Genomic DNA, 23,195 nt, shown 5'->3' with positions numbered 1-23,195 from the left:
TTTCAAATAAGCGCTAATGCCGTTAATAGTGATAAATTAAGCTGGCTTATAGCTGTCACGCAAGCTGACGATTTGGTTAAAGACTGGTTTGTCAGTGCTATGGTCTTCGCTATCAGAGATAAAGTAACCTTCACGCTCGAACTGGAAGCGTGTGCCAGCGTCCGCATTCACCAATGACGGTTCAACCACGGCATTGAGTTCAGTCAACGAGTTAGGATTTAATGCTTGATGGACGTCAGCGACGCCACTTGGGTCTTCGACACTAAATAACTGCTCATACATGCGCACCGTTGCTGGGATGCCTTGGCTAGCTGATACCCAATGAATCACGCCTTTAACCTTACGGCCTTCAGGATTTTGACCCAAAGTCGCCGGATCAATCGTCGCTTTTAGTTCAACGACATTACCTGCATCATCTAGCACATGTTCGGTCACTGCCAACACATAGGTGTTACGCAGACGAATCTCATTCTTTTCTGGTGATAGACGCTTATACCCTGCTGGCGGCTCAATCTCGTAATCGCCTTGATCGATGTATAGAGTCTCAGTGAAAGGAATCTCACGCTCACCCATATCGACATTAGGATGTTTTGGCTGCGTGAGCCATAAGGTTTGCGAAGCATCATCAAAGCGAGCGTTGACGCTGTCCGCTTTTTGCGATTCCCAACTGCTGACCGCTTCGGCAAAGTTGGTAATGGTCACTTTTAATGGCTTAAGCACTGCCATACCACGACCTGTGGTCGTCTCTAATGATTGGCGAATACTAAATTCTAATAAGCGAAAGTCAACGACGCTGTCTACTTTGGTTACACCAACACGTTCACAGAAATCACGTAAACCCTCTGGTGTGTAACCACGGCGACGCATGCCAGCGATCGTCGGCATACGCGGATCATCCCAACCACTAACGATATTTTCGTCAACCAACTGTTTAAGCTTACGCTTGCTGGTCAAGGTATGATCGACATTTAAGCGGCTAAATTCATACTGGTGCGGTGGTACATCAAAGCCAATTTTGTCAATGACCCAATCATAAAATGGACGATGATCTTCAAACTCCAGCGTACACAATGAATGGGTAATGCCTTCGAGTGCATCAGAGAGCGGATGGGCAAAATCGTACATCGGATAGATGCACCATTTATCGCCTGTTTGATGATGCGCTTGATGCATGACGCGGTAAATGACAGGGTCACGCATATTCATGTTTGGGCTTGCCATATCAATCTTGGCGCGCAAAACCGCTTTTCCTTCTGCAAACTTGCCTTCTTTCATGTCATTAAAGAGGGTCAAGTTTTCTTCAACACTGGCAGAACGATGTGGTGACGCTGTGCCTGCCTCATTGAATGAGCCTCGGTTTTCTTTAATTTGCTCAGGCGACTGCAAGTCTACATAGGCATCACCCTGTTCAATCAACTGCACAGCCCATGCATACAACTGGTCAAAGTAGCCTGACGCATGATGTGCGTCCCCTGCCCACTCAAATCCAAGCCATTTCACATCATTTTCGATATTGTCGATGAAGTCTTGCTTTTCTGCGGTTGGGTTAGTGTCATCAAAACGCAGGTTACAAACACCGTCAAACTCTTCGGCCACGCCAAAGTTTAGGCAGATAGATTTTACGTGCCCCAAGTGCAAGTAGCCGTTTGGCTCTGGCGGAAAACGCGTCACGATTTGTGGGTATTTTTGCGCCTTGACATCGTCACGAATGATATTGCGAATAAAATCGTTTTTTTGTTCGTCTTTTTGTGCATTGTTGCTTGAGTGCTCACTCATCGGGCATTGCTCCTAACGCAAATTGTCAGTTCATGCTACGTGCCATCACGCAGCATGGAAAATTCAAACCAAATCATTAAAAACAAGTTATTAAAAATGATAATAAAAAGCTAAAGTTGCGTTATTCTATCAGCTTTTGCGAACGCATTAACAGCCTGATACATGACACGAGATAAAAAAGCCGTTAGACTAGCCATAATTTTTTAATCACCAACTTTTTAGCCACCACTTAACAGCGTCATTTTAGGCGCTGCAATCAAAGAGGAATATCACATGGTAGACATGCCACCAGTAGTAGAACTAGACACCAATATGGGTGCGATCGTTATCGAACTCAATGAAGAAAAAGCACCAAAAACCGTTGAAAACTTTTTAAACTATGTAAAATCTGGTCATTATGACGGTACGATTTTCCATCGCATCATTGACGGCTTTATGATTCAAGGCGGCGGAATGGACGCTGAAATGAATGAAAAAGCAACCAATGCTCCAGTTGAAAACGAAGCAGACAACGGTCTAAAAAACGACGCTGGTACGATTGCAATGGCACGTACGCAAGATCCGCATTCAGCAACCAGCCAGTTTTTCGTTAACGTAAAAGACAACGATTTCCTAAACCATTCTGGCAAAAACATGCAAGGTTGGGGCTACACCGTATTTGGTAAAGTAACCAGCGGCATGGATGTCATCGAAAAAATGCGCGGCGTACCTACTGGTCGTTTCGGCATGCATGCTGATGTGCCAAAAGAGCCAGTGGTTATCAAATCAGCGACTATTATTTCTGAATAATCGTTACTCATGATAAATGACGAGGATAAAGATAAATGCAAAGTTTTGACCACCTAATTACCACCCGCCCTCATGAGGTGCGGCAAGTATTGATTAGCGATTTGCATTTATCGCCTGAAGAGCCTGCCTTAGTGCAGGCTTTTTTGGCGCTGCTTGATGATTGCCTTGCTCTGCCTGTGCTCAAACGCTTGTTTATCTTAGGTGATTGGTTTGAAGTTTGGCTCGGTGATGATTTTTATTTGTCTTTATCCGACGAGGAACGACAAAGTCATTGGCTCACTCCGCTTATCGTTAAATTAAAAAAACTACGGGTAGCTGGTTGTGAGATTTTGGTCATGCATGGCAACCGTGATTTTTTGTTAGGTCAGCCATTCTGCAATCTATTTGGTGGCGAGCTTATTTACGAGCCGTATACTTTGACTGTCGGTCAGCAAAATTATCGTCTAGAGCACGGTGATGCCTTGTGTACTGATGATAAAAAGTATCAGTTTTTTCGAAAAATCATGCGTAATCGGTTAACCCAGTGGTATTTGCTCAATAAATCGTTAGAGAAACGCTTGGCAATCGCCGATAAAATGCGGCAAAAGAGCCAGCAGAATAATGCCAATAAAGCGGCGCATATCATGGATGTCAATAAAGATGCAGTGATACAAGCAGTGGCTGATAGCGATGCATTACTACATGGTCATACCCATCGTCCAGCTATTCATCAAGCGACCACTGATAAAAAACGCTATGTACTTGGCGACTGGAGATTGTTAGATAAAGATACTCGCCAGCCAAAAGTCAGTGCGGTGATTGGCGCAGTGACAGGCGACGAGCATTCAAATGACAGTTTTAGTAGTAATGCTGCTGAATTTAGATTGGTTGAGTTTAAATCGCTCATTTAATGTCATTTTTTTTGAGCGCCTCTGAACAATAAAAAAGGTCTGTTGAATTATCAACAGACCTTTTTTAGTATAAATGACACTGCATGATTGACACGAATTTAAGTGTCAAACTATTGATCGCTCAACTCTTACTTTACGGTATTAATTTAAAGAAATGCTGGCGATAATGCTTTAATTCACGAATAGAATCACGGATGTCATCTAACGCTAGGTGACTGCCACCTTTCTCAAAGTTTCTGAGAATATCAGGACGCCAGCGGAAGCAAAGCTCTTTAATTGACGAGACATCCAGATTGCGATAATGGAAGAATTTTTCTAATTCCGGCATTTGACGCGCCATAAAGCGGCGATCTTGACAGATGGAATTGCCGCACATTGGCGACTTACCACTATCGACCCATTTATTGAGAAACTTAATCGTCTCGGCTTCGGCCTCTGCCAATGTCACGGTACTACGGCGGACACGATCGACCAATCCTGACTGACCATGCTGCTTAGTATTCCAGTCATCCATTTTATTTAACGTTTGATCCGATACTTTTATAGCGAACACTGGCCCTTCGGCAAGGACATTCAAATCTTCATCAGTGACAACGGTAGCAATCTCGATAATCTCGTCATTCAAGGTATCCAGTCCGGTCATTTCTAAATCAATCCATACCAGCCCTTTTTTGCCTTGGTTTCTGATTTTAATCTTGTTGGGGTGGTCACCGGTACTCATAAAATATCCTATGGTCAATAAAGTTTAAAACAACTTTGGAACAATATTAATTAGATAAATCGCCCGTCAATGTTCATGCATAAGTAGCAAAACATTGCATCTACTGATTTATAACCCTTAAAACGTTACAAAATCTCTGTCTGCAGCAGGCGCTTTAGGCTGTATGTTATCAAACTTTCACGCTACACTTAGCAATATTTTTTAATAGGTTCAAAACCCATGGCATTAATTCGGCAACGCAAACTGACTAAGCAACAGATTCGTCGCATCGACAAACAACAGCTGGCAAGTCAAGACAGCATCGATGACAGTTTGATGGATGGCGTGGTCATGGCGCATTATGGCAAGCAGTTGGAAGTACAAGTGACCAGCTTGCCTGCGGTGATACCCGTGCAGCCAGAGATTGCACCCGATGATCCTGAGCCGTTTTGGCAAGAGCTGGCATTAGGCGATATTTGGCGTTGTCATGTGCGTACCAATTTACCGATGCTAGCCGCTGGCGACCAAGTACGCTGGAGTGCTGATCCTAATACTGGCTTTGGACGTATTGAATCGGTCAAGCCGCGTACCTCTCTGGTCTCGCGTCCTGATCGTTATCATAAACTTAAACCTGTCGCCGCCAATGTCGATATTTTAGCCATTGTCTTCGCGCCGCTACCTGCTGCCGCGCCAACCCTCATCGATCGTTATTTGGTCGTCTGTCATCATGCTGGCGTAAAGCCGCTGTTGGTGCTTAATAAAGCCGATTTATTGGCAGAAGAAAACGGCGTCGATACCAAAGAATTACTCGCACAATATGCTTCTCTGGGTTATGAGAGCGTCTTGACCTCAGTCGACTGCCCTGAAAACGTCGCGGATAGTGATGAGCAAGAAGGGCTGGATGAATTAAAACGTTATATCGATAAAAAACTGGTCATTTTTGCTGGGCAATCTGGTGTCGGTAAAAGCAGTTTGATTAATGCACTACTCCCTGAATCGGCACAAAGCGTCAATATCATCTCTGACAACTCAAAACTTGGTCAACACACCACCACCACCAGTCGCTTATTACCATTTAACCCAACCGACTTGACCCAAGGCGGTATCGTCGATACCCCAGGTATCCGCGAGTATGGTATTTGGCATCTCACACCCGATGATATCATTTCAGGATTTGTGGAGCTTGCGCCGTTGTCTGGCAACTGTCAGTTCCGTGATTGTCGTCATACTCACAACAGCAAAGGCTGCGCACTATGGCAAGCGGTTGCTGACGGCGTGGTATTGCAGCGCCGTGTGGAAAATCTCGTTACCCTAAGAGAAGAGGCAGATACTAAGCCCTATTAATACGGGCAGTATTAATATTGGCAGTATTAGTATCCGCCTTATTAATCGCTGCCTTGTGGGTCGTTAATCGCTTGGTTGACCATCGCCCGTTTACTATGGATGGTCTAATCGGTATAATAGCGCCTTGTTCAGTATCGTTAGGCTGTCTTCTCAGCTTAACCGAACACTTATTTTTTTGGAGGTATGGTTTGGATCGTGCGCTGGAATTTGTGGGCAACCACCCGTTTTTATTTGGTATATTAGCCGTACTTGCCGTGCTATTTTTTACGATTGAAAACAAACGTAGTGGCAGAAAAATATCGCCCAATACCTTAGGTATGATGGTTAACTCGCAAAACGCGCAGCTAATCGATATTCGTGCCAAAAAGAAGTTTGAGACCGGTTACATCCAAGGCAGCCGTAACATACCGTTCACTGAGCTTAAAGACCGCTTAGAAGAAATCCGTGCAATTGAGCAGCCAGTGATTATCATTTGTGATATGGGTGTGCAAGCAGGCGCGGCGATTCAGATGATCGGCAAGGACAGTGTTTATCGCTTAGAAGGTGGTATCGGCGGCTGGCAAGCAGCAGGCATGCCATTGGTCGGTCTGAAAGATGCAAAGCCTAAAAATAAAGGCAAAGCCAAACCAAGTCTACATAAGTAGTCCGCTATACTGCTGTTTAAAAAATATTTAGCCCGTATCAATTGATATATGATTGAGGCGCGTTGAATATTCACAAATAAAAAAGACACCTTATCGATAGGTGTTTTTTTGTTTGTGGCATTTATGCTACCGTCAGCGCTTTTATACTCAAACATCTTGAATTTGCTCTGCTCATCCCCACTTTAATAACGAGCATCATCGAATCTATCTTCAATTTACTTGCTGGTAACGGATTATAAGAATTTTTATCAAATAATTATTTATAATACTTTTTATAATAAAACGGTTACCTTCTAAACTTATAAATAAGGATTTACCATGACTGTCGCTGTTAAAGTTTATACGACGCCTATCTGCCCATATTGCTCAAATGCCAAACAACTCTTAAAAACTAAAGGCGTTGACTACGAAGAAATTGGCATGCACGATATGAGCCGCGAAGAGCGTCAAGAATTAATGAAAAAAACCAATAACTATCGCACTGTGCCGCAAATTTTCGTCGGTGAGACCTTTGTCGGTGGTTTTGATGAGCTCAATCAAATGAACCAACAAGGCAAACTTGACGAGCTATTAGCAGGTTAATCTGCTACTTTTCGTTGCTGTCTGTCTTTGCCTGTGCAATGATAGACAGCGGCAAAGATAAAAGAGAGTAATAAAAACATCCAGATTTTATCTCGATTTATATTACAATGAACTTTTATTAAAATGACAGTTTGTCCAACTACTTGATCAACTTTTAGAGGATTTATCATGGCTGAAGAACAAGCACAACCACAATTAGCGCTAGAGCGTATCTACGTAAAAGACATGTCACTTGAAGTCCCAGGCGCTAGTGTGTTCACCAAAGAGTGGAACCCAGAGCTTGATATCAACTTGTCTAGCAACGCTGAAAAACTGGATGATGATCATTATCAAGTCATCTTAACGGTGAGCGTTACAGCAAAAAATGCGGAAGAAGCGGCATTTATCGCTGAAGTGCATCAAGCAGGTATTTTCTTATTGAAAGATATCCCAGAAGACCAAATCGGTCAAATCTTAGGTGCATACTGCCCGAACGTTTTGTTCCCATATGCTCGTGAAGTCATCAGCGACATCGTAACGCGTGGTAGCTTCCCGCAGTTATTGCTAGCCCCTGTCAACTTTGACCAAGCTTACGCGCAAAGCCAGCAACAAGCACAAGTTGATGCTGAAGGTAATGCATAAGTTTTAAGCAAAAATGTGTTAGCTTTATTCGCAGTATATTTTAATAAAAAAGCCGTTTACTCATCAGGAGTGAGCGGCTTTGTTGTGGATGCTATTTAAGCGCTTATTCAATAGAATCGTTGAGCAATGAGAGTTCTGCTTAGTAATATTGTAAGACAGACAGTTAAAAGCATCAGACATAAAAAAACCCTGTTAATAAACAGGGTCTTCAATCGCGTCATCAATTATTCAAAATCGATGATTAACCTTTTAACGCTGACAAGATTTGTTGCTTAACATCATCGATGCCTTGCGTGCCATCAAACTTATCATAATTAGGGGCATCGGCACCTTCTTTGGCCTTGTCTTGATAAAAACCAACAAGCGCTGATGTTTGCTCATGATAAGTCGCTAGACGATCACGAATGGTAGATTCTTTATCATCTTCACGCTGGATTAGCGCTTCACCTGTCACATCGTCGATACCCTCAACCTTGGGTGGATTGTGATCAACGTGATAAACGCGACCTGAACCAGGATGTTGGCGACGACCAGATAAGCGCTTGACAATCTCGTCATCCGGCACGCTGATTTCGATTACATGATCGATAGCAACGTCAGCATCTGCAAGTGCTTGAGCCTGTGGAATCGTACGCGGAAAACCATCCAAAATACAACCATTGGCACAATCAGGCTTAGCGATACGTTCTTTCACTAGGTTAATAATGAGGTCATCAGAAACCAAACCACCAGCATTCATGATGTCTTTGGCTTTTTTGCCAAGCTCGCTGCCTTCTTTGATTGCTGCACGCAGCATATCGCCAGTTGAGATCTGCGGGATATCATATTCTTTAGAAATAAACTGGGCTTGGGTACCTTTACCGGCGCCTGGTGGACCTAGCAAAATAATACGCATCATTACACGATTCTCCTTAATAGATAGGATTTTAGGACTAATAAAACTCAGGGATTGGTTGTTTGCCAAGCTACCTTACCTTGTGGCTTGGCAAAGCTCAAGTATTTTCATTATTTGCAGTGATAAGTTGTCATGACTTATCTGTTCATATAATGCTGTTGCGCGCTGCTGTATCGGACAACAGCGCTTACGTCAGAGGTGCTGACAACAACAGATATAAATACTATGGAATTTGTTGATTGATTTCAACATTGACCTGATTTTGTTCCGCACTAATCACCACAGGATTACCTGACAAATCCCCTGACTCTGCACTGGCAGTACCACTATGGCTGATACGAGCGATGACAGCCAACTGAACTTTATCCGCTCGCGCCGATTTCAGAGTACGTTCAGGCATCATGGCATCCAAATCGCTTAGGCTAATGCTGGCTTCACCTTGCTTGATGACACTGATAGGCAAACGTTTGGCAGCAAATGGTGGTCCACCATTGACATCACGTATGGCGACAAACAACACATCATCGGCTTTGACTAACGGCAGCAGGCTAGCATTAATCGTAACAGTCACTTCAACACCTTCAGAGGCTTGCTGTTGCTGAGCGGTGACATTAGCACTTAGCTCATCTAGACTCGCCAATGCTTTTGTATGATCACCAGGTTTAGCCGCAATACTGTCACGTAGACGCTTAATCCAGCCTTGTGCTTGATCAAAATTACTACTCCGTGCCTCACCCATTGCCATAAGCATTTGCGCGCCCTCATGCTCTGGATTTTTAGCCAACACGTCTTGTAGCACTCGGCGACTATTAGCGTCTAATTGGCCTTTATTGGCAAAGAAACTAATCTGGGCATAAGTGGTTGCAATCTCTTCATTGTCTGGTGACAAACGATAAGCACGCGACAAGGCTTCAATTGCGGAATCCGTTGCTTCTAATGATAAGAATAATTCTGATAAACGCATCCAGCGATCTGGATCATCAGCGTGACGATAGACATTGGTCTGCATGGCACTAATCAGCTGTTGACCATCTTCAATCGCCCAAGCAGGCGGCTGATCAATCTTACCCGTTAACAAGTCATCAGCCACTTGACCCACTTTGTCTTCAGCTGCCCAAAGCTCGAACACAGGCGTACGATCGCCGACCATCAAATACGCCATCGCTGCCAAGACAGGCACCCAGACAGTAATGATCAGGCGGCTTTTGATACCAGGTGCGACCATCGGTGTGACTTCACGCTGAGCATCCAATAACTGGCGTTCAAGCTCCAGTTTTTGGTTCTGGTAATGGCTGTCATCGATAGTGCCATTGTCTTTATCTGTTTTTAGTTCTGCTAAACGCTCACGGAACACAGCAACGTTGATATCCAACAGCTGATTGTCCATAGGCTTTTCTGGCGAGCGTGACGCTCGCAGCCAAGGCATGATGGTAATGACAGCGAGTATTAAGGCGATGAGTAAGCTTAGAGCAATAAATAAGCCCACAGTAGAGAATATGGTCATTTTTTGTCCTTGAGGCTTGTAATATCATGGTCGTTTTTGTCATCGCTCGAAGCACGTGATAACAGACGATCAATCTCGGCTTTTTCAGCAGCAGACAGAGCAGCAGCCGTACTATTGACCGTTACCCCGCTTTCACCACTAGCGACAAGCTGACGTCGTTTGCTTTGCCAGAACCAGCCTATGAGTAAACTGATGAGTAATAGTGGCGGAAAAAACCACAAAATCCACGTTGATGGACGGACAGGCGGCTTATAAGTGATGAAATCGCCATAACGTTCCTGCATATAAGCACGAATCTCGCCATCACTACGACCATCTTTTATCAAATCATACGTTTTTTGCTTTAAATCTTGAGCAATGGGCGCATCCGATCCTGCAAGATTTTGGTTTTGACATTTTGGGCAACGCAGCTCTTCGATGAGACCACGATATTGGGCTTCTTGCTGCACAGAATCAAAGTCATAGACCTCAATAGCAGCATAGCTTGCCATACTTATTAGACAAGCTATTAATAAGCTCGAGACTTTTAACGTAACGGCTGTTATTTTATTGGCTATCATTTACACGCCTCCGCAACCTGAGTCGGATCTGGACTGACGTTGTTATTATTGGCTTCATTGAGCACCATCAAGCAAGGCGTAATACGGCTTTGCCAGTTGCTTTCATTGATCTCACCAATGATGTGCTGACGAATAACACCATTACCATCGACTACGAAGGTCTCAGGCGCACCCGTCAAACCTAAGTCCAAAGCAAACTGACCAGATAAATCCTGAATGGACATCGAGAACGGATCGCCACCTCGGTTTAAGTAGCCTAGTGCATCGCCAATGTCATCTTTATAGTTGACCCCGACCAGATTGACACCGCGCTCCTCTAATTGCATAAGAAAAGGATGCTCAATAATACAAGTTGGGCACCAAGAGCCCCAGATATTCATCAAAAAGGGCTTATCAGGCAGATTCTCATTGGTCATGATACGACTGGTATCTGATAATAAAGGCAGCTCAAAAGCGGGCACTGGGCGCTCAAGTGCCGTATTGGTAACGATATCCGTCGGCTTACCCAAACGCAGATACAGCATGATGATTAAGCCAATGAAAACGATCAGTGGAATCAAAAACCATAGCTTAAGTTGCTTTTTATTCATGGTTTTCGTGCCACCTACCTTTTCTTGCTTTGCATTTTGTTCGGGGGATTGCTTTGATGTGCTCATATTAATTATCCCCTGTCTTTAATGCTGACGCATCCAAATCGGCGACGGTGGTAAAGGCTGCTTTATTCGCTGCAATTTGTGCAGGTGTCTTGGTTTTCTTAATACGATACCGATGATCAAGAATACTCAATACTGCACCAAACGCCATAATCAGAGCGCCTAGCCATATCCAGCGGATAAGCGGTTTCACATAAATACGTACTGCCCATTCGTTGCTATCTTCGGCGATAGGTTCGCCCAGTGCCACATAAACATCACGCATGAGGCTAGCATCAATCGCGGCTTCTGTGACTGGCATCATACTAATGATGTAATTACGTTTTTCAGGATACAGCGTAGTCACAGCACGGCCATCTTTGCTGATTTCAACCTCAGCTTGGGTGGCATCAAAATTACTGCCTTTGACTTCACGAAAGCCTTTAACGGTAAAGTCATAGCCTTGGACATGAACACTATCGTTTGGTCCAAGCGCAACATCACGTTCAATACTTAACGTACTGGTAAATGCAACGCCGATGACGGCAATAATGACACCAATATGAGCGGTCTGTTGACCCCAATAGCTCAGACGTAACTGGCGTAACCCTTTAACAAAATTGGGTGCGTTTTTGGTTTTGTCTTTAAAATCAACCACCATCCATAGCAGTACCCAAAAACTGACCGCCAAGGTAACGCCAATATTAAGCATCGCAGACGGGCTCACAAAATACGTGATAACTGCTGCAAGCACTAAACTACTGGCGGCAATGACCATACCAGCGCCCAATAGCGGACGGCTGTCTTTTTTCCAGCGAATGTTCGAGCCCATACCCATTGCCACTAAGATCAGCCACGTTAGCGGTACAAATAGCGCATTAAAGTAAGGAGGGCCGACAGAAACCTGACCTAAATTAAAGGAGTCAGCAATGATAGGATAGAGCGTGCCGAGTAGTACGACCAAAGTCGAAATCAAAATAATAACGTTGTTAATGACTAAAAATGACTCACGCGAAATCAGTTGATACTGACTTTCGACCGTTAAACGCCAACCACGTACCGCAAACATCAACAAGCCACCGCCGATGATCACACCGAGAATAACTAAAATGACCAGACCACGCGTTGGGTCAGCGGCAAACGAATGCACCGAGGTAATAACGCCAGAACGCACGAGAAAGGTGCCCAATAGACTGAGTGCAAAAGCAAAAATCGCCAGCATAATTGTCCATGCTTTAAAGACACCACGTTTTTCTGTGACGGCAAGCGAATGTAACAGTGCGGTACCAGCCAGCCATGGCATCAATGAAGCGTTCTCTACTGGATCCCAGAACCACCAACCACCCCAGCCAAGCTCATAATAGGCCCACCATGAGCCAAGCGCGATACCAACGGTCAAAAAGCCCCAAGCCGCCAATGCCCACGGACGCGACCAGCGTGTCCACACTGCATCTAAACGACCTTCCCACAATGCCGCCATACAAAAGGCAAACGGCACGACCAAACCCACATAGCCCATATACAGCATCGGTGGGTGAATAATCAAACCGAAATCTTGTAGCACAGGATTTAGATCCGCACCATCAACAGGTAAGTTTGGCAATGTACGATCAAATGGCGACGAGGTAAAAATCAGCATCGCTAGCATCATCATCTGCACGCCAGCCAAAATTACCAACACTCGCGCACGCATAGACAGTGGCAAGCCACGGCTAAAGTAAGAGACCAGCGCACACCAAGTAGCCATGATGGTCATCCAAAGCAGCAATGAACCCTCATGACCACCCCAAGTTGCCGACAGCTTATAATACCAAGGCAACAGCGTATTAGAATGCTGAGTGACATAAACGAGGCTGAAGTCATTGTAATAAAATCCTGCCATCAGCGCGGCAAATGATGTGATCATGGCAGCAAATTGTGCCCACGCCAGACTTGGTGCCAAACGCTGCGACGCAACGTGGTCACGCATAATACCGACGGTTGGTAATACCACCTGCAAAATCGCCAATATAAAGGCGGCTAGCAAGGCAAAATAACCCAATTCTGTGATTAACATACGGTCTAACCTTGTTTACCTTAATACGGTCATTGTTTATTTTAGGGATTGGTTTTTTAGGATATTCGAAAGCATCCAGTAATCGTTACTACGAGTATTTATACTGCTGATCTTTATTAGTATTATTTATTATAAAAGCGCCATTAGCCATTGCAGCTGAGGGCGCTTACAGCAAGGTACATTAGCGTCAACTTGTCACGTTTCTGTATCCACTCTGTATGCGATGTGTATAAAGGACATAAAAAATGCGTCATTACTGAATCGCAGGAAAAAACACTAAGACCAGATGCAACCAGCCTGCTAAAAACCCTGTCAAACCACCCAACACGATTAATGTCATTTCATCTTCACGAAAAGCGGGACGTAATAAGTTCTGAAACTCATCTGGCGTCAGCGCGCGAATACGGTCACGAAACAGCCCAAAAATTTTACTGGCACGGCTTTCATTGAGCTCAGGATCTCGCAATGGCACCATTGTCGCAACAATTGACTTATCAATGATGGTGTTTTTTAGCTGTCCATATTCGCGGCGACCCAAGCCTAGGCGCAGTGTCGTACTAATCACTGGCGACTCTAGCACTTTATATAAATGCGACTTCATCAACTCACGCGTTTGCGCAGCACGGTCGCCATACATCATCTCATTCATGATGTTCTCAAGCGTCACCAAATCTTTTACGACAATCTCAGCAAAAACCTCAGAAACCTCCTCTTGGCGTTTCATAAAACCGCCTTGCAAACGGTACTGGGCGATATGTGGTAATTGCGGTCTAATAAAGGGAAAGCGACTCTGGACGGCAAAAAACTTCACATAAGGAATAAATCGCGGCTCTACAGGGTTAAACACCATCCAAATAGCAATCCAATTGGTAAGAAAACCCCAAATAGCGGCAAAAAACGGCACTGTCCAATGCTGCGGCATCACCAAAAATATAAACATTTGGATAATACCGAAGACCAAACCAATCAAAGCACTGATATGCCAAATAAAATCGATCTCTTTTTGACCAACCTTCAAAAACATATTGACCATTAAACGACGATCACTTTCCATCGTGTTAACAATCATTTTGCGCATATCAACCAAGTCTTCGACGTTATGGGTCAAGTCAGTCACCAAAGACTGCATGATATTAGGCAGCTCTTGATGCGCTTGAGCGTAGACACGGCGCTTCAACGCATAAGGCAGATTACCCCACAGCGCTGGCGAATGGTCCAACATGATTTCATCAATCAATGCTTCAAGGTTTTTGTCCACGGTATCCGTGATAAATACCGCCATCTGCTCAGGCTCCATCGCCTGAAAAAACTCATCAAGCGAGCCAAGCTTTGACAGCGTTTGATCCACGATAACGCCTGATATCTTGCCAGCCTTTCGTGGGACGATACCTTGCCAGCCAATACCCGGCAACCCAAAAAACGGGAAGTTTGGAATACGAATACCCCGAAACTTAATCGGATAGAACAGCATTTTAAGCGCCATCCACACGTGTATCCATGTGACAAATGCGGTCACAGGCGGAATAGTCAGCATGGCAAAAAACTCTGGGTGTTCAGCTATTGTCTGCCACAATGAAGTTGCATCCATGACTTATCTTGCCCCTGACAGGTTAATTGTCGTCGCTAATTAAAAAGGATTAGCAAATTAGAACGCTTAACAAAAAGCCGCTCTGCCCATGATAATTATTATCAAATAAATCGCCTGATTTTAGCATACTTGCCATTCATTAGCACACGTCGAGCCTAGGTAAGTTGTGACTAGGGATGACACGTTTTACTATTACTTTCGATAGTAACAATATTAATATCATCTACAGGCGCTTTAGATAATAACGACCACAAAATAAATGGCGGTGTACTGCGGCGGCTCATTTGTTCTGTTATAATTTGTGATTGTATGACCGCACATCGCTGTATATAGATTGAGGGATTATTATTTCAACTCATATCAGTCCATGTAATTGAAATTCTTATTATTATCCTTTATGCTCGCCGCACTTTGGTGAACGACCCTGCCCTTTTACTCTCTTTTATTGACTCACTGACCGTTTGGGCTCTTACTTTCTATGAATAAACCGCTAACCCCCAATACTGAACAGGTCAATCGTGTTTTCACCAGTCGTATTATTATCCTTGGAATTCTGATATTTATTGGATTGAGCGGCTTGATCGTGCGTTATGGTTACCTGCAAGTCTATGCGCACGATAAGTATACGACCCAAGCAGACAATAACCGTATTAAACTGATCTCTGCACCGCCCAGCCGCGGCTATATTTATGATCGCAATGGGATCATATTGGCAGACAACCAGCCCGTATTTACGGCCATGTTAAGCCCTGATGAAGTCGAAAATCCAGAGCGTACGCTAAATTTGCTTGCGCCTATTTTTGAGCTAACAGATGAGAATATTACCGATATTTTAGCGCGACTGAGTAAAAGCAAAAACGATCCTGTGACCATCAAAATTGACTTAACCGATGCCCAATTGGCACAGTTTAGTGAGCGCAAACCCTTTTTTCGCGGTGTGACCATTCAAAGCAAGCTGACACGTTCATACCCTTATGACGAGCTATTCGCACACGTCATCGGCTATGTTGGGCGTATCAATGATAAAGAAACCAAACGCATTGACAAAGATCGCTACGCTGGCACTGACCTTATCGGTAAAATCGGTATCGAAGATTATTACGAGGACATATTGCTAGGGCAACCGGGTTATCAGTCGGTAGAAACCGATGCTCTTGGCAATATTTTGCGTCAATTAGACACTAAACCACCTGTAGCTGGTAATGACATTACGCTGAGCTTGGATTATGGCTTACAGCAAGTCGCCCAGCAGCAGCTAGACGGTCGTCGCGGCGCTATCGTGGCAATCGATCCAAAAAATGGCGACGTATTGGCGTTTGTCAGTAATCCAAGCTATGACCCCAACCCTTTTATCTCAGGCATCTCTTTTAAGGATTATGGCAATCTGCGTGAAGATCTGGATCAGCCGCTCTATAATCGTGCGCTACAAGGGACATACCCACCCGGCTCTACGATTAAACCTTTTGAAGGCTTAGGCGGCATTCATTATGGGCTGCGCAATTGGGAAACCACTATCTATGATCCCGGTTACTTTAGCTTACCAGGAGACTCACATCGATTCCGTGACTGGAAACGCGGTGGTCACGGTACGGTAGATCTCAAAAAATCTATCGTGATGTCAGTGGATACCTATTATTATAAGTTGGCCTATGAGATGGGTATTCAGCGCTTACATGATTGGATGGCACGTTTTGGATTTGGTGAACCAACAGGTATTGATTTGCCCAATGAAAAATCAGGAATTATGCCGTCACCAAAATGGAAAAAAGACACCTACGATAAAGGTTGGTTGCCGGGTGAAACCATCTCAGTCAGTATCGGGCAGGGTTATTTCTTAGCCACACCATTACAGATTGCCAATGCAACCGCCATGACAGCGAACAAAGGCTATCACATTACTCCGCATTTACTAAAAAGTAGCGATGGTGCAGCACAAGTTAACGTAATCACCAAACCCGATGGTAAAATCGAATATAACGGCAAACCGTCTGACTGGCTACGTATGCACGATGCGATGGAAGAAACCGTCAAGGCAGGTACCGGACGTGGGATTTATACGCCTCGCTATCGTATTGCGGGCAAAACGGGTACTGCGCAAGTCAAGTCCATTGCGCAAGGCAAACGCTATGATAAATCTGCCATAGACAAACGTCACTGGGATCACGCGTGGTTCAATGGTTTTGCACCCGTAGAAAATCCTGAGATTGCGCTTGCAGTACTGGTCGAAAACGGTGGCGGTGGTAGTGTGGTTGCAGCACCTATCGGTCGCGCACTATTTGACTACTGGATATTACAGCGCAAAAACGACCCTATCTTGCCACCAACGGCTGATCAACTAAAAGTCATCAAACGCCAAAAAGCTTTTGAAAAATTGATGCGTGATGCCCAGCGTGAAAAAGAAGAAAAAGCGCTAGAAGAAAAGGCAGAGGTGGAAGCAGCCACAGCCACCACAACCTCTGAGTAAAAGTACGCTAAACGAGATACGGTAAATATAAATATTATGAAAAAATCTATAAGCAGCCGCGAGCATAGGAACAATCATAAGAGCAAAAATATAGCTGCGGGCGACGTGCGGATCATTGGTGGTCAGTTTAAACGCCGTGTTGTACGTTTTATTGACGCAGAGGGTCTACGTCCGACCCCAGATCGCTTGCGAGAGACGCTGTTTAGCTGGCTACTTCCTGATATTCATGGCGCTTATGTGCTTGATAGCTGTGCTGGTAGCGGTGTCTTAGGTTTTGAAGCACTGTCTCGTGGTGCCGCGCACGCCACCTTTATCGAAATAAATCCTGCGCAAAGTAATATGCTGCGGCAAAGTGCTGAACAGTTGCATCTGAGCACTGATACCCATCAAATTATCCAAGGCACTGCAGAAAGAGTATTGATGCAAGAACAGATTGTTCCGCGCCCTTTCAATATTGTATTCATCGATCCACCGTATGCTCAAGATCTGTGGCAACCTATTTTAATAGCACTGATTACCCAGTCGTTAATTGATAGTGAAACACTGATTTATCTAGAAGCGGATAAAGATTTAGAAAGCCAATTGAAGCAACTGGAAGAGACGCTTAATAAAAATCCAGATAGCCAATCAGGTACTATTCAGCAAACAATCCGCTTTGAATGTGTGAAACAGACCAAGGTTGGACAAGTTGTTGCTGGACTTTATCGTTTATCATCGTCATAATTGTCGGGTTAATGCCTGCCATTAACAAATTTTACCAATGTTTAGAACCGCTAAAAACTGGCCAACGCTGCAGTTTAATGTATATAAGGCGAAAATAAACCCCAATGCAGCTTGCAAGCGTAGGCACTACTGCTTATAATGTGCAGTCTGTTTTTTGAGAGCCCCGTTCCCAGCTAAACTCTCAACGAATTCTAATTTTAAGGTTTTATCATGAAAACACTTAGTGCAAAACCAGCTGAAGTGACCCATGACTGGTATGTCGTAGATGCTGACGGCAAAACCCTTGGTCGCTTAGCCACTCAAATCGCTAGTCGCTTACGTGGCAAGCATAAGCCTTCTTTTACGCCGCACGTTGACACTGGTGACTTCATTGTTGTCATCAATGCTGATAAAATCACGGTAACGGGTAAAAAAGCGCAAGATAAAAAATACTATCGTCACAGTGGCTACCCAGGTGGTATCAAGGAAACCAACTTCAGTAAGTTGCTTGCACATAAGCCTGAAGATGTTCTACACAAAGCAGTTAAGGGTATGCTTCCAAAGGGCCCTCTTGGCTATGCGATGATCAAGAAGCTGAAGCTATATGCGGGTACTGAACATCCACATACTGCACAGCAACCTAAAGAACTAGACATCTAAGGATATACTTATGGAACGCAATTACGGAACTGGTCGCCGCAAGACGTCTACTGCTCGTGTCTTTTTAGCTAAAGGTACTGGTAGCATCGTTGTTAACGGTAAGCCACTTGATGAGTATTTTAGCCGTGAAACTTCACGTATGGTTGTTCGTCAGCCTCTAGAATTACTTGACTCACCTACTGCTTATGACCTTTACATCACTGTAAAAGGTGGCGGTATTAGTGGTCAAGCTGGCGCAATCCGTCACGGCATCACGCGTGCATTGATTGAGCTAAACGAAGCCAACAAACCTGCACTAAAAGCAGCTGGCTTTGTTACTCGTGACTCACGTCAAGTTGAACGTAAGAAATTGGGTCTACGTAAAGCACGTAAACGTCCACAATTCTCGAAACGTTAATCAAAGCTATCTCTTATCTTTTTGCGGCTGTTGTCTTTATCTCAGAGCGACAGTCACAATCTTAAAGAAAAGAGTAGATTTGCAAAACCTTATAAGCTGTCCGCAGCTTATAAGGTTTTTTTATGGCTGATGACTTTTGCATTTGCTCGTGATTTTGTGCGTAAACTACCTTGCAAAGCAATGCTGACTACCCCATCATGATGATAACTTTTCATTATTAGTAACAATTTTATGAAAGCGCCTGAACAATACGACCCCAGCAAACCACCTACCAAAAGCAGCCTGCCACCGCCAAGTACGCAGCAGCCTGCTAAGTCCCCAGCGATACCTGCTGGCATGCCAACGATTACCCAAAATCATAAGCGCACAGCACCCATAGAAAAAAAGCCTTTTCAATGGCAGTTTTTGTTGCCTAAATATTGGGGCATTTGGCTATTGGCAGCAATGATCTTACCCATCATATATTTGCCGCTACGTTGGCAGTTTTGGCTGGGACGTCAGCTGGGCATATTTATCTATAAAGTAGCAGGCTCACGTCGGCGTGATACGCTTATCAACTTAAAACTGGCTTTTCCAGAGAAGCCAGACGTTGAGCGCGAATTGATGGCAAAACAAGTCTTTGTCAATCAGGGCATTGGTGTGTTTGAAACTTTATGTGCTTGGTATCGTCCAAATGTTTTTACTCGTACCGTTTCAATTTCGGGATTACAGCACGTTGTCAATGCACAGAATGAGGGTCGTCCTGTCATTTTACTGGGCGCTCATTATACGATGCTTGATCTGGGCGGCATGCTCTGTACGCAATTTTTTCCGATGGATGGGATGTATCGACCGCAGAATAACGCGCTACTTGATTGGTTTGTTTATAATGGTCGTGCCAGTATTCTTAGCAAGCAAATAGCCAGTCGTGACATGCGTAGTTTTGTTGAGTCAATTAAAGCCGGTCATGTGATTTGGTACTCACCTGACCAAGATTATGGTCTAAAACAAGGTGTCATGGCACCATTCTTTGGTGTGCCAGCAGCGACTATTACAGCATCACGGCGCATGGCAAAATTGGGCGATAAGACACATCCACCCGCATTAATGGCGCTGCATACTTACCGGCAGACACCAGACAGTTTACCCAAAGGCAAACGCCCGCACTATCATCTAACGATTACCCCAGAAATTCAAAACTATCCAAGTAACGATGAATTGGCTGATGCGACGCGAGTCAATGAGTTGCTAGAGGGGTTGATTCGTATTGATCCCACTCAGTGGATGTGGTTCCATCGTCGTTTCAAAAATGGTCCTGATGGTCGTACTGATATCTATAAGTAAGCGTGTATTGCTACGAAAGATCGCCAGAAAATTTGCTATACTTTGCAGCTTATATTTTTTATATTACCTACATATAAATAACAATGAATTTATAATAAATTGAAAAACAAAACTTTTATAAATAAAACCTTGATGAACCAAATAATGGATTTACCATGAATAACACTCATATTTCTGATAACCAAAGTTCTGACAACCAAGCTCCTGATCACTCAACGCAAGCCAAGCGCATTTTGACGGGCATCAAACCGACGGGTACCTTGCATTTAGGAAATTACGTTGGCGCGATTCGTCCAGCCATTCAGTCTATCCAAAACAGTGATGACGAAGCATTCTTTTTTTTAGCAGATTACCATGGCATTATCGGCTGTTATGATCCTGCTATTATTCATGAATCGACTAAAGCCATTGCAGCGACTTGGCTTGCCTGTGGACTTGATCCTGAGCGCGTCACTTTTTACCGTCAATCAGATGTGCCGGAAATACCAGAGCTTGCTTGGATTTTGAACTGCTCATGTGCCAAAGGTTTAATGAATCGTGCTCATGCTTATAAAGCAGCTGTTGATATTAATATGAAAAAAGAAGACGTCGATCCTGATCAAGGTATTAATATGGGATTGTTTGGCTACCCTGTACTCATGGCAGCAGATATCTTGATGTTTAATGCCACACATGTACCTGTCGGTCGCGACCAAATTCAGCATGTCGAAATGGCACGTGATATTGCTGGTACCTTTAACCATCGCTATAAAACGCTCTTTACCTTACCATCTGCCGTTGTAGATGACGATATCCCATTACTAACGGGTTTGGATGGTCGCAAAATGAGCAAGAGCTATGGCAATACCATTCCGCTATTTGGTGATTCTAATCCACAAGTTAATGCAGAAAAACAGATGCATAAAGCCATCATGAAAATTGTGACCAACTCACAACTGCCTTCCGAGCCAAAAGACCCTGACGATTCGGCTATTTTTGAGATTTACAAAGCTTTTGCGACCCCTACAGAAATTGCTGATATGCGCGCGCAGTTCGCCGCTGGTATCGGCTGGGGCGATGCCAAGCAAGCGTTGTTTGAGAAAATAAATACGGAAATAGCACCCTTCCGCGCGCGTTATCAAGAACTGATGGCCAACCCAAAAGAGTTAGAAGAAATCTTACAAATGGGGGCAGAAAAAGCCCGTCGTCATAGCCGTAAGCAGTTAGATAAAGCGCGCCGTGCCATTGGTATCCGTCCACTTGCCAAACTTAAATAATCATTTGATTATGTTAACCAAGATGGATACTAAGCGTGCAGACTGAGCTAAAAAATGAACAAGCGGCTTTACCAAAAGCCGCTCTTCTTTTAACTGTGCCTCAAGCCTCTGATTCTTTAGATATTAAGCGCGCGCACGACGGCTCAGTTATCAATGCTATGTCTTTACGCATTTACCAGACATCCGTACAACATCTACCAGAAGATCTCTATGTGCCGCCGCAAGCCTTTGCCATTTGGCTTGAGCAGTTTGCCGGACCATTAGACTTTTTATTATATTTGGTCAAAAAAAATAACGTTGATCTGACCCAAATGCCGATACTACCCATAACGGAGCAGTATTTGGCTTACATCAGTGAATTAGATACCGAGCATTTTGAATTGGCAGGCGATTATCTGTTGATGGCGTCCACGTTGATTGCCATTAAAACTGAGCTGTTGCTGCCCAAGCCTGAAACTCCGAGCGATGAGCGTGATCCAAAAGCAGAACTGATTGAGCGCCTTGAAGAATATGCGCAAATCAAAGTAGCCAGTCAACGCTTAGATAATCTGGTGCGTCTTGAGCGTGATGTGTTTTTGGCAATGGTCAGTATGCCCAGTCAAGACGTCATGAATGCGGAACTACCTAGCTATTCGCCAAACCTTTTGATTGACAGCCTATTTAAAATGCAACTGCAGCCCGATTATCAAATGCATACCATTAAAGCCGATGCTGTTCCCCTTGCTGATCGTATTGCCAGTATTAGCCGACAGCTCAGTACGGATGGTGAGCACGCTTTTTATGAGCTACTAGATAAAACACAAGGTAAAATAGGTGTGGTTGTCAGCTTCGTCGCCATACTAGAGCTGATAAAACGACAGTTGGTTGGTATCGTAAATACTGATTTAGAAAGTCACCCTACCACTGACAATAATGATGCCGAAGACCGTCATATTAAACCCTTAACGTTACAGTGGTTGGCATAGTTATTATCCACCTGTTTATTCCTATAAATATCGATACACATTATCATTTAAAAAGAGTCGCTTTCTAATGACAGATACTGACAATACCAAGCAAGATCATGACAAACCATCCTCATTATCTACCGCTTTACTGTCATTGACCGATGAGCAGCGACAGCATCTAGAAGACTTAAGCAAGCATATCGAAGTGCTATTACATGCGTCAGAAGCGCCCCTCACCGCCACTGTCTTAAGAAAACACTTGTCTTTAACGGCTAAAGAGCTAACACAGGCTTTGGCGATACTAAGACAACGCTTAGATATGGGCGTGCTAAGCTTGCACGAAACTGCCAGCGGTTATCGACTGCAAATCGCGAATAACTATAGTGCTTTAATTCAACGCGTCTTCCCGCAGCGCCAAGAACGCCTGAGCCAAGCCTTACTTGAGACGCTTAGTGTGATTGCTTACAAGCAGCCAGTGACTCGTAGCGACATAGAGCACGTGCGCGGTGTAACGCTATCCAGCAATATATTGCGCCAGCTTTTTGATAAAGGATGGATTAAAGAGGATGGTTATAAAGATACTCTAGGTCGCCCAGCATTGCTACACACCACACCACAATTTTTAGATGTCTTTGGACTGAATGAGTTGAGCGAGTTACCACCGATGCCAGATATGAATGCCATCAAAGCGATGTCTTGAGCCTTTAAAACGTTAAATCTTTGAAACATAATATGGGAGAGATTGAGCATTATTCTTCAGATAATCTCACTTAAAAAAAAGACAGACCGCATAGGATCTGTCTTTTTTATTTAATCAAGAAAGTCTTTGATTGGCTCTCAAGAATTGGCTCTTGATAACTGCCTG

At 44.1% G+C, this 23,195-nt stretch carries 22 protein-coding genes; 14 read left to right on the top strand and 8 right to left on the bottom strand.

What is annotated here, in order from left to right; genetic code table 11:
• Positions 1-36: 36 nt before the first annotated feature.
• Complete coding sequence (locus tag JMW94_RS12050) at positions 37-1,776, bottom strand: glutamine--tRNA ligase/YqeY domain fusion protein (RefSeq protein ID WP_201604569.1); 1,740 nt, start codon at positions 1,774-1,776, stop codon at positions 37-39.
• 273 nt (positions 1,777-2,049) lie between these two features.
• Here JMW94_RS12050 and JMW94_RS12045 point away from each other — a divergent pair, with 273 nt between their 5' ends.
• Positions 2,050-2,565 carry a peptidylprolyl isomerase gene (locus JMW94_RS12045; protein ID WP_095849316.1) on the top strand — a complete coding sequence of 172 codons (516 nt, stop codon included), beginning with the start codon at positions 2,050-2,052 and terminating at the stop codon, positions 2,563-2,565.
• Positions 2,566-2,600: 35 nt separating this feature from the next.
• Complete coding sequence (locus tag JMW94_RS12040; protein WP_201604568.1) at positions 2,601-3,455, top strand: UDP-2,3-diacylglucosamine diphosphatase; 855 nt, start codon at positions 2,601-2,603, stop codon at positions 3,453-3,455.
• A 133-nt stretch (positions 3,456-3,588) separates the two neighbouring features.
• Here the strand turns inward: JMW94_RS12040 and orn are convergent, their stop codons facing one another.
• Positions 3,589-4,176, bottom strand: coding sequence for an oligoribonuclease (orn, locus tag JMW94_RS12035; protein WP_045446983.1), 588 nt, complete (start codon positions 4,174-4,176; stop codon positions 3,589-3,591).
• 219 nt (positions 4,177-4,395) lie between these two features.
• Between orn and rsgA the strand changes: the two genes are divergently transcribed.
• The 4 genes from rsgA to secB all read left to right on the top strand — a co-directional run bounded on the left by rsgA (position 4,396) and on the right by secB (position 7,346).
• On the top strand, positions 4,396-5,499 hold the full coding sequence (gene rsgA, locus JMW94_RS12030; protein ID WP_201604567.1) for a ribosome small subunit-dependent GTPase A: 1,104 nt from the start codon (positions 4,396-4,398) through the stop codon (positions 5,497-5,499).
• A gap of 188 nt (positions 5,500-5,687) precedes the next feature.
• Positions 5,688-6,143 carry a rhodanese-like domain-containing protein gene (locus JMW94_RS12025; RefSeq protein ID WP_045446990.1) on the top strand — a complete coding sequence of 152 codons (456 nt, stop codon included), beginning with the start codon at positions 5,688-5,690 and terminating at the stop codon, positions 6,141-6,143.
• A gap of 318 nt (positions 6,144-6,461) precedes the next feature.
• Complete coding sequence (gene grxC / locus JMW94_RS12020) at positions 6,462-6,725, top strand: glutaredoxin 3 (protein WP_045446994.1); 264 nt, start codon at positions 6,462-6,464, stop codon at positions 6,723-6,725.
• 168 nt (positions 6,726-6,893) lie between these two features.
• Positions 6,894-7,346, top strand: a complete 453-nt coding sequence (gene secB / locus JMW94_RS12015) for a protein-export chaperone SecB (RefSeq protein ID WP_045446997.1) — start codon at positions 6,894-6,896, stop codon at positions 7,344-7,346.
• Between the two features lie 241 nt (positions 7,347-7,587).
• Here secB and adk read toward each other — a convergent pair whose 3' ends face one another.
• The 6 genes from adk to JMW94_RS11985 form a co-directional block, all read right to left on the bottom strand.
• A complete protein-coding gene (adk, locus tag JMW94_RS12010; RefSeq protein WP_055123793.1) occupies positions 7,588-8,244 on the bottom strand; it encodes an adenylate kinase in 657 nt (218 codons plus the stop codon).
• Between the two features lie 220 nt (positions 8,245-8,464).
• Positions 8,465-9,745 (bottom strand): c-type cytochrome biogenesis protein CcmI, encoded by a 1,281-nt coding sequence (gene ccmI, locus JMW94_RS12005; protein WP_193008326.1) that lies wholly within the window; start codon positions 9,743-9,745, stop codon positions 8,465-8,467.
• The gene (locus tag JMW94_RS12000) at positions 9,742-10,236 is read right to left on the bottom strand and encodes a cytochrome c-type biogenesis protein (protein WP_372862127.1); all 495 of its coding nucleotides are present in this window, start codon (positions 10,234-10,236) and stop codon (positions 9,742-9,744) included. The genes ccmI and JMW94_RS12000 overlap by 4 nt, the downstream gene beginning before the upstream one ends.
• 65 nt (positions 10,237-10,301) lie before the next feature.
• Complete coding sequence (locus JMW94_RS11995) at positions 10,302-10,961, bottom strand: DsbE family thiol:disulfide interchange protein (protein ID WP_201604566.1); 660 nt, start codon at positions 10,959-10,961, stop codon at positions 10,302-10,304.
• 1 nt (position 10,962) lies between these two features.
• Positions 10,963-12,993 (bottom strand): heme lyase CcmF/NrfE family subunit, encoded by a 2,031-nt coding sequence (locus tag JMW94_RS11990; RefSeq protein WP_201604565.1) that lies wholly within the window; start codon positions 12,991-12,993, stop codon positions 10,963-10,965.
• Between the two features lie 253 nt (positions 12,994-13,246).
• Positions 13,247-14,581: a hypothetical protein gene (locus JMW94_RS11985; protein ID WP_201604564.1), complete on the bottom strand. Its 1,335-nt coding sequence runs from the start codon at positions 14,579-14,581 to the stop codon at positions 13,247-13,249.
• Positions 14,582-15,059: 478 nt separating this feature from the next.
• On the opposite strand from JMW94_RS11985, the gene mrdA reads away from it, so the two are divergent.
• The 8 genes from mrdA (at position 15,060) to scpB (ending at position 23,030) form a co-directional block, all read left to right on the top strand.
• The gene (mrdA, locus tag JMW94_RS11980; RefSeq protein ID WP_087815528.1) at positions 15,060-17,045 is read left to right on the top strand and encodes a penicillin-binding protein 2; all 1,986 of its coding nucleotides are present in this window, start codon (positions 15,060-15,062) and stop codon (positions 17,043-17,045) included.
• A gap of 36 nt (positions 17,046-17,081) precedes the next feature.
• Positions 17,082-17,768 carry a 16S rRNA (guanine(966)-N(2))-methyltransferase RsmD gene (gene rsmD, locus JMW94_RS11975; protein WP_201604563.1) on the top strand — a complete coding sequence of 229 codons (687 nt, stop codon included), beginning with the start codon at positions 17,082-17,084 and terminating at the stop codon, positions 17,766-17,768.
• Between the two features lie 210 nt (positions 17,769-17,978).
• Positions 17,979-18,407, top strand: a complete 429-nt coding sequence (gene rplM / locus JMW94_RS11970; RefSeq protein ID WP_045447009.1) for a 50S ribosomal protein L13 — start codon at positions 17,979-17,981, stop codon at positions 18,405-18,407.
• A 10-nt stretch (positions 18,408-18,417) separates the two neighbouring features.
• Entirely contained in the window at positions 18,418-18,804 is a 387-nt protein-coding gene (rpsI, locus tag JMW94_RS11965; protein ID WP_045451158.1) for a 30S ribosomal protein S9, read from the top strand.
• A gap of 231 nt (positions 18,805-19,035) precedes the next feature.
• A complete protein-coding gene (locus JMW94_RS11960) occupies positions 19,036-20,127 on the top strand; it encodes a lipid A biosynthesis acyltransferase (protein WP_201604562.1) in 1,092 nt (363 codons plus the stop codon).
• Positions 20,128-20,282: 155 nt separating this feature from the next.
• Positions 20,283-21,383: a tryptophan--tRNA ligase gene (locus tag JMW94_RS11955; RefSeq protein WP_201604561.1), complete on the top strand. Its 1,101-nt coding sequence runs from the start codon at positions 20,283-20,285 to the stop codon at positions 21,381-21,383.
• A gap of 158 nt (positions 21,384-21,541) precedes the next feature.
• Complete coding sequence (locus JMW94_RS11950; RefSeq protein WP_201604582.1) at positions 21,542-22,348, top strand: segregation and condensation protein A; 807 nt, start codon at positions 21,542-21,544, stop codon at positions 22,346-22,348.
• 136 nt (positions 22,349-22,484) lie between these two features.
• Complete coding sequence (gene scpB, locus JMW94_RS11945; RefSeq protein WP_413786198.1) at positions 22,485-23,030, top strand: SMC-Scp complex subunit ScpB; 546 nt, start codon at positions 22,485-22,487, stop codon at positions 23,028-23,030.
• The last annotated feature ends 165 nt before the right edge of the window (positions 23,031-23,195 follow it).

Origin of the sequence: Psychrobacter immobilis, assembly GCF_904846185.1 — a bacterium.
Lineage (GTDB): Bacteria > Pseudomonadota > Gammaproteobacteria > Pseudomonadales > Moraxellaceae > Psychrobacter > Psychrobacter immobilis_B.
Note: the sequence above shows the minus strand (reverse complement) of the source record. Positions and strands in the feature narration are given on the sequence as shown.